The sequence below is a fragment of the Fictibacillus fluitans genome (assembly GCF_030418125.1).
GTDB lineage: Bacteria > Bacillota > Bacilli > Bacillales > Fictibacillaceae > Fictibacillus_C > Fictibacillus_C fluitans.
Map to the genome: position 1 here is coordinate 97,120 of NZ_JAUHTR010000001.1, position 13,562 is coordinate 110,681.

Here is a 13,562-nt window from a genome sequence, read left to right on the forward strand (position 1 = left end):
GAAGCTCATGATTGGCACATTTGAAATACTCATGAATCTGGAAGACGGAGAAACGGCACAAAAAGGGATAAATGCCAACGAAGTGGTGATTGCCATATCTCCTGCTTTTGGAAAAGAACTGAATAAAACGATTGTAAAGGTGGATCACGGCAAGGTACTCAGGGAGATCGTTTCAGGTATAGAAGAGCAAGGGGCACTTCCGCGCATTATTCGAAGCTACCATACAGCAGACCTGGCGTTTATGGGCCACCAGGCAGCCAAGCTGAGCGGTTCAGGGATCGGAATTGGCCTGCAATCCAGAGGCACGACCGTCATTCATCAAAAAGATCTGGATCCTCTGAGCAACCTGGAGCTTTTTCCGCAATCCCCGTCGATCACCCTGGAGACCTACCGCGCAATTGGGAAAAATGGAGCTCTTTACGCACTGGGTGAAAGTGTGGACCCAGTCCCGTCCGTCAATGATCAAATGGCACGGCCCCGATACCAGGCGATTGCGGCGCTGCTTCATTTACGTGAAGCCGAACAGGTGATTAAAAACAAAAAACCGGTCGAAGTTCAATGGAACTTTACAATTAAAGAGGAGGAAAACTGATGGCAGGCTTAACAAAGGCAGATTATCCCCTGGGACAAAAGCGGTCGGAGCTGATCAATACTCCGACTCAAAAAAAATTGGAGGATCTTACGCTTGAAGCGGCTATGAATGGCGAAATTACGAGCAAGGACATGCGGATCAGTCCTGAAACACTTTCCATGCATGCTGAGATCGCCGAAAGCCTTCACCGTGATCAGCTTGGTCAAAATTTCCGGCGTGCCGCTGAATTGATCAACATATCGGATCAGCGGATACTGGAAATTTATAGTGCATTACGTCCGAACCGCTCAACAAAAGAAGAGCTGCTGCAAATCGCTCATGAGCTTGAAAAGGAGTACCAGGCGGCAGAAAATGCAAAGCTTGTGCTGGAGGCTGCGGAAGTATACGAAAGACGGGGCATTCTGCGGCAAGAAGGAGAGTAGCAATGGCTAAAGAAATTCTTGCCGGGATAGACATCGGAAACTCCACAACCGAGATTGCCATTGCAGATGTAAGCGGCAGAGAACCCGTATTTTTGTCGCAGCATCTTGTTCCAACGACCGGTGTAAAAGGCACGGCTGAGAACATCCAGGGGATTACCGCCTGTCTGGAAAAAGCCGTGAAAAAAGCAGAACTCGCCATTTCTGATCTGACCCGGATCCGGCTGAATGACGCTGTACCTGTAATTGGCGACCTGGCGATGGATTTGATCAGTGAAACCATCATTACCGAATCATCCATGATCGGCCATAATCCCGATACACCGGGAGGCGGCGGGATCGGCACAGGAGAAACCATATTGATTAATGAGCTGGCGGATCAAAGACATGATACAGATTATATTGTGGTCGTTCCTGAGACCTGTGATTATGAATGGGTTGCCTATATGATCAACCGTTGCGTAAAGAACGGAATCTCCGTGAAAGGAGCCATTATCCAAAAGGACGACGGCGTTCTGGTCCATAACCGGCTGCAGGAGAAAATCCCGATTGTGGATGAAGTGGCGTTCATTGAAAAAGTTCCGCTCCACAAGCCGGCTGCAGTAGAAGTGGCCCTCTCAGGACATGTAATCCGGATGCTTTCCAATCCATATGGCCTGGCGACGGTGTTCGGTTTAAGTCCAGAAGAAACACGGCAGATTGCGCCCGTGGCCAAATCCCTGGTCGGCATCCGCTCCGCTGTTGTCATCAGAACTCCCCAGGGAGAAATTGTGGAGAGAAAAATTGAAGCAGGCAGCATTACATTAGTAGGAGACAAGGATTCGGTTACTGTTCCGATCAATGATGGGGCAAAGAGAATCATGAATGCCTATAAGAACATTGGCAATCTCATCGATGTTCAGGGAGAAATGGGCACCAACGTCGGCGGGATGCTTAACGGTCTCAGGCAGGATCTCGCACATTTAACAGGTCAGGCCTCCCGTGACATTCATATTTCAGACATGCTGGCGGTTGATTCGGGCATACCCACTTCCATAAGCGGTGCGATGGCGGGAGAAATCGCCATGGAACAAGGAGTTGCATTGGCATCCATGGTAAAAACAGAAAAACTCTCGGTCCATAAAGTAGCGGATTTGCTTCAAAAGCAACTGAATGTTGAGGTGGAGGTCGGAGGGATTGAAGCGGAAATGGCTATGCGGGGAGCATTGACAACCCCCGGAACAGAACAGCCTTTGGTTATTCTTGACATGGGGGGTGGATCAACAGATGCTGCCGCCATCGATCTCAAAGGACAAATTACGACTGCACACCTGGCAGGGGCGGGTGACATGGTCACACTGATCATTAAGTCGGAACTGGCACTGGAGGACATTGATCTGGCTGAAAAAATTAAAAAATACCCTCTGGGGAAAGTGATCAGCCTTTTTCATATGCAGCTTGAAGATGGCACCATTTCTTTTACGGAAACGCCGTATGCCCCGGAGACGTTCGGCAAAGTGGTTATTCGTGAGGAAAGCGGACTTACGCCCTTGCCCATCCGTGACAGTCTTGAGAAAGTCCGTCACGTCCGAAGGGAAGCCAAACGAAAGGTTTTCGTAACCAACGCCCTGAGAGCGCTGGAAAAAGTGTCGCCTACCCAAAATCTTCGGCATCTCTCGTTTGTCGTCATGCTTGGCGGGTCTGCACTTGATTTTGAAATCCCGCAAATGATTACAGAAGAGCTGTCCAGCTACTCCATCGTTGCCGGCTTTGCAAATACAAGAGGAACAGAAGGGCCGAGGAATGCTGTTGCCACAGGGCTTATTTTGTCTGTGACCGAAGAGGTTGCCAATGGATAAACACAATGCTGTGTTTGTTCCGATCATTACCCAAAATGCCTCTCCATCCATTTTATTAAAAGAAATGTGCGCCGGACTGGAAGAGGAAGGCGTTCCTTACCGAATCATTGATCAGAAAGAAGAACTGTTAACCTCCTTGCCCATTTCCATCCTGGTAAGCGGCGACCAGTTCATGATCTTTCATGAAAAGCTTCCTGAGGGCCAATCTTATCTGAACGGTTGTGCAGGCGAGGAGCGGTGGGGAGGGAAAAATGCTGCGAGATTGGTAAAAGGCCTTCCCCTGAGTAATCCATAAAAAATGCAGAAGAAGGAGGATCAAATGGAAAAACTTACGTTAACAACAGTCAAACCCATGATAGAGCAAGGTGAACGAAAGGCGCAGGAAATTGGGGTTCCCATGGTGATTACGGTGGTGGATGGCGGGGGAAATTTGATCGCAGCCCATCGCATGGATGATGCGCTCCTTGTTAGTGTGGATCTTTCGTTAAATAAGGCCTGGACTTCAGTCGCTTTTAAACAGCCCACAGGAGCACTCGCTGAAACGTGTGCCAACGGCGGCGAGCTTTTTGGAATCAACACTTCAAACAGCGGCCGGGTCATCATTTTTGGTGGAGGCATCCCTCTGGTATCCGGAAATGAAATTATCGGTGCTGTTGGTGTTTCCGGCGGATCGGTAAGTCAGGATATTGAAGTGGCCGAAGCGGTTGCGGAGGCTTTGGTTATGGCCTGATCAAAAAAAATAAGAGACCAATTCGAAATCCGGATTGGTCTTTTTGTGCTGAGCGGCTTGTCTTGTAATTGTATCCGCTTTCATACATACTTAAAAGGTGAATTCTTTTTAAAGGCGGTGAAGTTATGAATATTATGGTTGTTGATGATGAGCCGTTGGAACGGGAGGTTTTGCTTGATATTGTAGCCAAAGGTGATATCAATTTGGACCGGTGTTTTGAAGCGGAAAACGGACTTTCAGCTTTGGAGCAGATGAGAAATGAAGAAGCAGATATTGTCATTATGGATTTGAAAATGCCCGTGATGGATGGCATACATGCCGCTGCAGAAATGAAAGATTTGTATCCACAGGTGAAAATTATCATACTGACGGCCTATAACGATTTTGATTACGCCGTCAAATCTTTAAAAATTGGTGTCGAGGATTTTCTATTAAAGCCGGTAAGTCCGAAAGAAATTCTCGCTTCACTGATAAAAATTACCGAACAAATGAGCCCTCATCCAGTAAACGAGGTTTATAAAGAAAACCCGAGTGATGCCATTCGGTCGGTGACAGAGTACATCCACATGAATTTGGACGACAAGCTTTCTTTAAAGCAGCTCGCACATCATGTATTTCTTCATCCCCAATACTTAAGCAGGCTGTTTAAACAGGAAACCGGAAAAACCGTCACCGAATACATTACTCAGAAACGGATTGAAAAATCAAGAGAGCTGTTAATCCAGTCTCAATTGTCCATAACAGAAATCAGCCAGCAATGCGGGTTTACCGATATCAACTATTTTTCCAGGGTATTCAGTAAGCTTGAGGGTGTACCGCCCAAAAAGTACCGGGCTTATCACGAAAGCATGCTCCAGGAAAAACGAAATGTGCTGTCGTATGATAAAATCATGTGATAAATAAACTGAATATTACGATAACAGGGGATGACAAAATTGAAAAAGCTGCTTGATTTGGTGGATGTCAGTATATTGCAGGAAATCCAAAACAAGTTTGCGGATGCGACCAGTGTAGCGGTTTTGATATGTGATGAGAATGGAGTGCCCATTACCAAAGCCAGCAACTTTACAGGCTTTTGCACTTATGTGCGCTCTTCTCCGGAAGGTTTACGGCGATGCATGCTTTCAGACGAAAATGTCGGAAGAATGGCTTCCGAGCAGCAGCGCCCGGTTCTTCATCGCTGTCATTCCGGATTGGTAGATTTTGCAGCGCCTATTGTCCTGCGCGGAAGGTATATTGGTGCCATTCTCTGCGGACAAATCCTAATGACCGAATCAGAAATGAACACCATTTCCGATATGAGAATGGACAAGAATCAATTGGGATTGAACCTGAAGGAGTTAGGGACGCAATACGCTCAGCTGCTGTTTAAGAAAAAAAGCGAAATTGAAGCGATCGCTGAATTGCTCTTTGTCACAGCCAATCATATTGTGAAAATTTGTGATGCCTATTTGACGAAAAAAGAGCTGTCCCGGAAAAGCGAGAAATTATTCAAAGAGCTTCAGCGCAGAACACAGCTGGAACGCGATTTGAAAGAAACAGAACTCAAATTTCTTCAATCACAGATCAACCCCCATTTTTTATTTAATACATTGAACACAATTTCCCGCATCGCTTATATGGAACAAGCCGAACAAACCCAGGAAGTCACCTACCTGCTGGCAAAAATTCTTCGGTACAGCCTGAAAAATACCGACCAATATGTCACCCTTGAAGAAGAGATCGAACATGTCAGAAACTATCTATTAATCCAGCAAACACGTTACCGTCATAAAATCGATTTTCAGCTGGAAGTGGAACAGTCTCTTCAGGATATGCAAATACCGATTTTCACCATACAGCCCCTTATAGAAAACACCATCGTGCATGGTTTCGAGCCATCGGGTCAACCGATACATATTTCTCTGCATGTCTACCAAACTGGCAATAAAGTCGTTATTGAAATTGAGGACGATGGTGCTGGCATCGAGGAAGGAACCCGGTCACTTCCTTCTAATAAACAAGCCGAAACAACAGGAATTGGCCTCGTGAATGTGGACAAGCGAATAAAGCATGGTTTTGGCATGGAATGGGGAATAGCACAAATTGGAAAAAGAGAACAGGGAGGAACAAAAGTAAATATTGAACTGCCGTTGTCTGTGTAGAAGTTTGTAGAAATTTAGCACAGCCTTTTGATTTACAAATCGACATAATTACTAAATACTAGAATAGTAGTTAAATTTAACCAAAGAAGGAGAGAGTTTATGTATCGTAAAAGTATGGTTTCTTTACTTGCTGCAGGTCTGGCCCTTTCTATCGGCACATCGGCAGTACATGCGAAGACATCATCAAATGCCATGGCAACAACTGTATCAAGTGGGGCGAAGAAGGATTCAGGCATACCCATTAATGCGAATCGAATGTACAACACGATTGCCTATTTATCAGAACAGCCGAGGGAAGCAGGCACTCAGGGGGAATGGAGAGCTGTACAGTATATCAGCAAACAATTCAAAGCTCTCGGTTACGAAACTAAAATTCAACCATACACGTTCAGTGCATTTGAGGTAGATTCGGTATCTGCTTCCATTAATGGCAGTGACCTGGGTGAGGTTCCTCACGCGTTTACCGGAACGGTGAATGGGAATGTGACATCCCAGCTCATTTATGTCGGTAAAGCAAATCCTTCGGAGATTGGGGATGTGAAAGGAAAGATTGCCCTTATTGAACGCGGCGATCTCACGTTTGTAGACAAGGTGAAAAATGTTATGGACCGGGGAGCAATCGGTGTCATTATGTTCAACAATACGGGTTCTTCCAATGAATTTGGACAGGTAGCCAGCGGACAGAATATTCCGGCAGTCGGCATTACCCGTGCAAAAGGTCTGGAGTTCGTGGAGCGTTTAAAATCTGAAACCCTCACAGCAAATGTTAAAGTGACCGGTGCGGGGTTAAAAGAAAAAACTTCTTATAATGTTATTTCCTCCAAAAAAGCGATGAAGGGCATTGATACCGGGAAGACGATATTAATTGGCGCACATCATGATTCCGTCCATGGAGGACCAGGAGCGAATGATGATGCTTCGGGCGTTTCCGGGGTGCTGGAATTGGCAAAAATATATTCCAAAATTCCTACGGATACAGAAATCCGTTTTGTCACCTTTGGCGGTGAGGAAAAAGGTCTTCTTGGCTCCTATCATTATGCAGAGAGCCTCACACCGAGTGATGCCAGCAGGATTATTGCCCATTTCCAAATGGACATGATCGGAGGAAGAGATGCCGGAGCTGACCATCCGCTCGGAGGCTTGATCATGTATACCATAGACGGAAACAAAAATCTTGTGACTGATCTTGGCGCCACAGTAAGTTCCGACTTATATGAAACCATTCCTTACGGCAAACTGGGAAGAAGTGATCACCAGCCATTCCATGAACTCGGTATTCCGGCAGCATTGTTTATACATAGTCCTGTCGAGCCATGGTACCACACACCAGAAGATACCCTCGACAAAATCGATAAGGAAAAATTGAAGCAAGCAGCGGAAATTGTTGCAGGGTCAACATTCCAAATCGTCCGACCGGGACCAAATTATAACCAGAATCCGGTCGATTATCCTTTTGAGAACCGTCCGGTGGATTAAGTAACAAAGAAAGGGCAGCTTATCTTAACTGAGCTGTCTTTTTCTTGTTTTATAAGAAATAAAATTCTAAATCATTTAATAGAGTAAGTTGATTGGTAAAGGGCAAAAAAAGGGAGGGTATAAAATGGGGAATCAAACTGAAAGTAAAAAGTATGTTCCCTTTGGCTTACGATTAAAAGCCTTTTTATGGGATTATATTTTCATTTTGGCATACATCATCTTGTTAAGCGGATTCTCCTTTTTTGCTCAGCCCTTTCTTTTTCCACTTTTCAGGGAAAGCCCTTTGTCTGCTGAAATTACTGGTTTTTTACTAATTACACTCCCGGTGTCTCTTTACTTTGTCATAAGTGAAGGAAGTCCTCTTCATGCGACGTGGGGAAAGAGGAAAACGGGAATTATCGTCACAGATCAGAGTAACCGTCCGGTTGGATTTGGACGATCGCTTTTCCGTACCGCTTTAAAATTTGCCCCATGGGAGCTCGCCCATTTTACGATATGGAACATGATTCTGCCATCACCCTACTCCGAACAGTCCCTTTCTTTTTTGCTGATAAGCGATTATGTACTCATACTTATTTATTTGATCAGTCCCTTTATCAACAAAAAGAATCGAACGGTGTATGACTTTCTTTCGGGCACTGCAATCAGGTACAAGGAGTAATATTCGCATTCATCAACCCTCCATTGCTTCTTTTGTTTGATCCTTGGGAAAAGTAATTAAGGAATGTTTTGTGTTACACTTGAATCAGATAAAAGAATGAAAGAGGATTGATATGCGCAAAACAAGAAAAAGAAAGAACAAAGCATTGTGGTTAACTTTACGAGGATTGATGATTGTTATTGGAGGATTTATCGCGGCATATGGACTGGAAACCGTTTTGATTCCAAACCGTGTATCAGATGGTGGAGTGACAGGTCTTAGCATCGTTGGTTCGGAGCTATTTGATATGCCCCTGGGCATCCTGATTGCGATAGTAAATATTCCGTTTATATGGCTGGGCTATCAACAAATTGGAAGAAGCTTTGCGATTTTTTCCGTGATTGGCATTGCTTCTCTTGCACTGGGAACACGACTCATGCATCATATGCCGGCCATTATCGAAGGAGATACCTTGCTGATTACAGTTGTCGGTGGAATCATTCTCGGGATTGGTATGGGTTTGGCGCTGCGTAACGGTGGAGCACTGGATGGCATCGATATGCTTGCGGTATTGCTGGCCAGAAAACTACCATTTGGGACAAGTGATTTTATTCTTTTCCTCAACTTGTTTGTATTTATTTTTGTTTCCTTCGTATTTGGACTTCAGGGGGGCATCCTTTCTGCAATCGCATATTTTATTGCGTCGAAGGTCATACATATCGTTGAAGAAGGACTAAGCGGCTCCAAAATGTTTAAGATTATCACTACAGAGCCTGAATTAATGGTAGAGACCATTCGCGACCGATTAGGCAGGAGTGCCACATATAATGAAGTATACGGCGGTTACACAATGGAAAAGTTTAAAGAAATTACATGTGTGATCAACCGTCTGGAGGAAAGCAAAATTAAAGAAATTATCACTGAAATTGATGAAGGCGCTTTTGTTACGGTATATGATGTTGCGGAAGTAAAGGGCGGGAATTTCAGAAAAAATAACATTCATTAAGAAAAAAAGCCTGCAGATAAGGGATATGTCTGCAGGTTTTTTTCGTTTGAGGGGATCTTCCGGCATTTAAATGAGTCGAATTTTGTTGAAATCCATGTAGGATATCCTGTTTGAGAATAAACGCTGAAGATTTGAGAATAAATGATCGAGATTTGAGAATAAAATGCCTTGAATTGAGAATAAGTTAGAATTTGGTTTCACAACTCAAGAATAAATGTGTTTGAAAAGTCGAAATATTTGATTTTTTATCCTTACTTGGTTACATTTCTCCTTAGAATGTGTTTTTATCCAGTTACGTTCATAAACAAGGAGGGTTTTACATGCTAAAACGCAAAATTGGCCGTTTGGGCTATGAAGGTTCAGTGGTTATGTTTGGAGCAGCAAGCTTGGGAGACGTAACGCAGGATGAAGCAGATCAATCCATATCGTTTGCACTTAATCATGGGGTAAATCACTTTGATACTGCCGCGGATTATGGAGATGCAGAAGTGAGGCTTGGTCCAATCATCAGCGAAGTCCGCAACGAAATCTTTTTGGCTACGAAAACGGGACAGAGGACAAAAGAAAAAGCAAAGGCAGAAATCTATCGTTCGTTGGAACGAATGAAAGTCGATTCTGTGGATTTACTCCAATTGCATGCGGTTGGGACAATTGAGGAGCTTGATAAATGTACAGCAAAAGGCGGCGCACTGGAAGCGGCTCTTGAAGCAAAAGAAGAAGGGATCGTAAAAGCGATTGGCATAACTGGACATGGACATCAAGCGCCTGTCACCCACCTGGAAGCACTAAAGCGCTTTTCATTCGACACCGTATTGCTTCCGCTCAATTATTATATGTACTCATTGCCTGACTACCGTGCAGCTTTTGATGAATTAATGGCCGAAGCGAACAGCCAAAATGTGGCGGTCAGAGTCATTAAAGCTATTGCAAAAGCTCCTTGGGGAGAGCAGCAAGAGAGGAATTATGCTACATGGTACGAGCCTTTCGACCAGCAGGAGGTCATCGATGCCTGTGTTCACTTTGTCCTTTCCTTCCCGGGCATCGCTGGCTTTGCCAGTGCAGGAGATATTCACCTGTTTCCAAAAATTGTTGATGCCGTTGAGCGCTATGGTTCTGTGAATAACGAAGAAGCCGAAAGGATCCTAAGCTCAATCAGCGGGTACACCACGATATTTGGTTCACCTACTTCTATTGCTTAGGACAGGATTTGCAAATACGATTAACAATGAGAGACAGAACGAGACAAAATGAGACAACCGTCTCGTTCTGTCTCGTTTTTTTCTTCTGTAATAGAACAAAATCCCTTTTCTAAAGGGTTTTTCAAGTTGGCACGGATCTTGCTACATAGTAAAGTGCAGTTTTAAAAAAAAGGAAGACAGGGAGGCTGAAGTATGGAAGCGACGCAAAGTCAAAACGCAGAGTCATTAACAAGTGACAAGGCGCAGTGGATGTACAGAAAGATGCTCGAGATCAGAAAGTTTGAGGACCAGGTGCATGAATTGTTTTCGCTTGGCAAGCTGCCGGGATTTGTTCATCTCTATGCCGGTGAGGAAGCGGTTGCTGTTGGTGTATGTGCGCATCTGTCGGATTATGACAGCATTACGAGTACACACCGCGGACATGGTCACTGTATTGCCAAGGAATGTGGGCTGAACGGCATGATGGCAGAAATATATGGAAAAGTGACAGGGCTTTGTAAAGGAAAAGGCGGATCCATGCATATCGCCGACTTTGACAAGGGCATGCTTGGGGCAAATGGGATCGTAGGAGGAGGATTTCCTTTGGTCTGCGGCGCCGCACTTACCGCCAAGTATAAAAAGACTAATAATGTAAGCGTTTGCTTTTTCGGTGATGGTGCCAATAACCAGGGAACGTTTCATGAAGGCATCAATCTTGCCGCCATCTGGAAGCTGCCGGTTGTGTTTGTCGCGGAGAACAATGGCTACGGAGAAGCTACCCCGTTCTCTTATGCGTCAAGCTGCAAAACGATCGCTGACCGGGCCCATGGCTACAATATTCCTGGAATCACGGTGGATGGAAAAGATATTATGGCCGTTTACAAGGCGGCAGAAGAAGCGGTTGAACGTGCCCGAAGAGGCGAGGGTCCAACATTAATTGAGTGTGTCACGTATCGTAATTATGGCCATTTTGAAGGAGATGCACAGAAATACAAGGTGGAAGAAGATAAAAAAGAACATAAGGAAACAAAGGATGCCATAATCGCTTTCAGAAAATATTTGCTGGAAAAAGGGCTGTTTGCTGAAAATGAGCTGGCCGAAATTGAGAATGCGGTAGATCTGGCAATCGAAGAAGCGGTGAGATTCAGTGAAGACAGCGATTACCCTAAACCATCCGATTTATTGGACGATGTCTACGTAAGCTATTAATTGAAAAAGGAGGAAGAGACAATGGGTAGAACAATCAGTATGGCTGATGCCATCAATGAAGCAATGAAGCTCGCGATGAGAAAAGATGAAAATGTGCTGCTGCTTGGCGAAGACGTGGCAGGAGGTGCGCAGGTCGACCATCTTCAGGATGATGAAGCCTGGGGCGGAGTGCTTGGGGTAACAAAAGGTCTTGTTCAGGAATTTGGACGGGAACGCGTGCTGGATACTCCAATTACGGAGGCAGGCTATGTCGGGGCTGCAATGGCTGCGGCCTCAACCGGCCTTCGTCCGATTGCCGAGCTCATGTTTAACGACTTCATCGGCTCCTGCCTTGATCAGGTGCTTAACCAGGGTGCAAAGTTCCGCTACATGTTTGGAGGAAAAGCAAAGGTTCCGATTACCATCCGAACCACTCATGGAGCCGGCTTTCGCGCAGCGGCTCAGCATTCCCAAAGCCTTTATGCCCTCTTTACGGCTATTCCAGGCATTAAAGTGGTGGTTCCATCCACTCCTTATGACGCCAAGGGATTGCTCCTGAAGGCGATCGAGGATGATGACCCTGTCATCTTTTTTGAAGACAAGACTCTATATAATATGACTGGCGAAGTGCCGGAAGACTATTACACTATTTCATTTGGCGAGGCAGATATCAAGCGTAAAGGAAGCGACCTCACCATTGTCGCGATCGGCAAAATGGTCCAGGTTGCCTTGGATGCTGCCGATCAATTGGCTGAAAAAGGCATACAGGCTGAAATTGTTGACCCAAGAAGTCTTTCTCCTCTTGATGAAGATACCATTCTGGGTTCGGTGGCTAAAACAAACCGCCTGGTAGTTATTGACGAAGCGAATCCAAGGTGCAGCATGGCGACGGATATTGCAGCGCTAGTTGCCGATAAAGGATTTGATCTACTGGATGCACCGATTAAGCGCATTACCGCTCCGCATACACCGGTTCCGTTTTCTCCTCCTCTGGAAGACATTTACCTTCCAACCCCGGAAAAGGTTGTACAGGTAGTTTCCGAGCTTTTGGGAGAAAACGCGCTCAGCGTGTAAAAGCAAAAAGGAAGGGAGAGAAACAAATATGGCCATCAATGTTGTCATGCCAAAACTCGGAATGGCGATGAAAGAAGGAACGGTCTCCGTCTGGAACAAGAAAGTGGGAGATCCGGTACAAAAAGGAGAACTGATCGCCAGCATCAATTCAGAAAAAATAGAGATGGAGATTGAGTCTCCCGGAGAAGGCATTCTTCTGGAAATCGCCGTAGAAGAAGGGAAGGGAGTGCCTCCCGGAACACCGATCGCCTATATTGGGCAGCCGGATGAAAAGGTAGTTTCCGGTGGAGCCCAGGAGGAGGCTGCCGCGAGTATTGCAGCAGAGCCTGAGACTGCGGCTCCGGCATCCACGCCCGTAAAGGAAAGTCCTTTACCTGCACGGACCTCCGCCGGAAAAGTGAAAATTTCACCGGTTGCCAGAAAAATGGCTGCCGAAGCTAATCTGGATATCGGGACGCTGTCCGGAACGGGCCCAGGAGGAAGGATTACAAAAGAAGATGTGCAAACTGCGTTGGAAAACGTTTCTCAAGAGTCCATGCCGGAGCCTTCTGAACAGAAAGGTAATGCAGCAAAAACAAGCACAGAACAGCTATCCCGGCCGCTGGCGGGAATGCGCAAGGTGATTGCTGAACGGATGCACAGCAGTCTGCAAAACAGTGCACAGCTGACCATTCATATGAAAGCGGACATTACAGAGCTTAAAAATCTGCAGACTCAAAGTGCGGAGCCGGTCAAACGCAGGTTTGGAGAGAAGCTTACGTTAACGGATTTTATTACCCGTGCCGCAATTTTAGCACTGCAGGCACACCCGCTGATGAACAGCGCTTTGAAGAATGATTCCATCCAGGAAAATACCAATGTTCACCTGGGGATGGCGGTTGCTCTGGAAAAGGGCCTTGTGGTACCGGTAATTAAGGATGCGGGGAATCTTTCATTGTCCCAGTTGTCCGCTTCAATCCGGGAAATGGCGAAAAAAGCAAGAGAGAATCAGCTTGGCAGTGAAGAAATGACAGGTTCAACCTTTACCATCACCAACCTTGGACAGTATGGGGTTGAACACTTTACTCCAATTTTGAATCCTCCAGAAGCTGGAATTCTTGGCGTGGGAGCAGCGGAAGATCAACCCGTGTACCGGGGGGAAAGCTTGGAGCGCCGCAGCATACTGCCGTTGAGTCTGACATTTGACCACCGGCTCGTGGATGGCGCACCAGCTGCCATTTTCTTAAGAGAGATTAAAGGGTATCTGGAAGAGCCATTTTCCATGCTGGTATAGAAAG

At 45.7% G+C, this 13,562-nt stretch carries 14 protein-coding genes; all 14 read left to right on the forward strand.

What is annotated here, in order from left to right:
• The first annotated feature begins 7 nt into the window (after positions 1-7).
• The 14 genes from QYB97_RS00470 (at position 8) to QYB97_RS00535 (ending at position 13,558) form a co-directional block, all read left to right on the forward strand.
• Positions 8-592 (forward strand): propanediol/glycerol family dehydratase medium subunit, encoded by a 585-nt coding sequence (locus QYB97_RS00470; protein WP_301163993.1) that lies wholly within the window; start codon positions 8-10, stop codon positions 590-592.
• Positions 592-1,014, forward strand: a complete 423-nt coding sequence (locus QYB97_RS00475) for a diol dehydratase small subunit (protein WP_301163994.1) — start codon at positions 592-594, stop codon at positions 1,012-1,014. The genes QYB97_RS00470 and QYB97_RS00475 overlap by 1 nt, the downstream gene beginning before the upstream one ends.
• Positions 1,015-1,016: 2 nt before the next feature.
• Entirely contained in the window at positions 1,017-2,849 is a 1,833-nt protein-coding gene (locus tag QYB97_RS00480) for a diol dehydratase reactivase subunit alpha (protein WP_301163995.1), read from the forward strand.
• A complete protein-coding gene (locus tag QYB97_RS00485; RefSeq protein ID WP_301163996.1) occupies positions 2,842-3,144 on the forward strand; it encodes a glycerol dehydratase reactivase beta/small subunit family protein in 303 nt (100 codons plus the stop codon). The genes QYB97_RS00480 and QYB97_RS00485 overlap by 8 nt, the downstream gene beginning before the upstream one ends.
• Before the next feature lie 24 nt (positions 3,145-3,168).
• On the forward strand, positions 3,169-3,579 hold the full coding sequence (locus tag QYB97_RS00490; RefSeq protein WP_301163997.1) for a GlcG/HbpS family heme-binding protein: 411 nt from the start codon (positions 3,169-3,171) through the stop codon (positions 3,577-3,579).
• A 125-nt stretch (positions 3,580-3,704) separates the two neighbouring features.
• Positions 3,705-4,475, forward strand: a complete 771-nt coding sequence (locus QYB97_RS00495) for a response regulator transcription factor (RefSeq protein WP_301163998.1) — start codon at positions 3,705-3,707, stop codon at positions 4,473-4,475.
• 39 nt (positions 4,476-4,514) lie between these two features.
• Positions 4,515-5,723 (forward strand): sensor histidine kinase, encoded by a 1,209-nt coding sequence (locus tag QYB97_RS00500; protein ID WP_301163999.1) that lies wholly within the window; start codon positions 4,515-4,517, stop codon positions 5,721-5,723.
• A 99-nt stretch (positions 5,724-5,822) separates the two neighbouring features.
• On the forward strand, positions 5,823-7,199 hold the full coding sequence (locus QYB97_RS00505; RefSeq protein WP_301164000.1) for a M28 family peptidase: 1,377 nt from the start codon (positions 5,823-5,825) through the stop codon (positions 7,197-7,199).
• Between the two features lie 124 nt (positions 7,200-7,323).
• The gene (locus QYB97_RS00510) at positions 7,324-7,860 is read left to right on the forward strand and encodes an RDD family protein (protein WP_301164001.1); all 537 of its coding nucleotides are present in this window, start codon (positions 7,324-7,326) and stop codon (positions 7,858-7,860) included.
• 112 nt (positions 7,861-7,972) lie between these two features.
• On the forward strand, positions 7,973-8,845 hold the full coding sequence (locus QYB97_RS00515; RefSeq protein WP_301164002.1) for a YitT family protein: 873 nt from the start codon (positions 7,973-7,975) through the stop codon (positions 8,843-8,845).
• Positions 8,846-9,165: 320 nt separating this feature from the next.
• Positions 9,166-10,044, forward strand: a complete 879-nt coding sequence (locus QYB97_RS00520) for an aldo/keto reductase (RefSeq protein ID WP_301164003.1) — start codon at positions 9,166-9,168, stop codon at positions 10,042-10,044.
• Positions 10,045-10,236: 192 nt separating this feature from the next.
• Entirely contained in the window at positions 10,237-11,232 is a 996-nt protein-coding gene (locus QYB97_RS00525; RefSeq protein WP_301164004.1) for a thiamine pyrophosphate-dependent dehydrogenase E1 component subunit alpha, read from the forward strand.
• A gap of 21 nt (positions 11,233-11,253) precedes the next feature.
• Complete coding sequence (locus QYB97_RS00530; RefSeq protein ID WP_301164005.1) at positions 11,254-12,285, forward strand: alpha-ketoacid dehydrogenase subunit beta; 1,032 nt, start codon at positions 11,254-11,256, stop codon at positions 12,283-12,285.
• Positions 12,286-12,313: 28 nt separating this feature from the next.
• Positions 12,314-13,558, forward strand: a complete 1,245-nt coding sequence (locus QYB97_RS00535; RefSeq protein WP_301164006.1) for a dihydrolipoamide acetyltransferase family protein — start codon at positions 12,314-12,316, stop codon at positions 13,556-13,558.
• Positions 13,559-13,562: the final 4 nt, after the last annotated feature.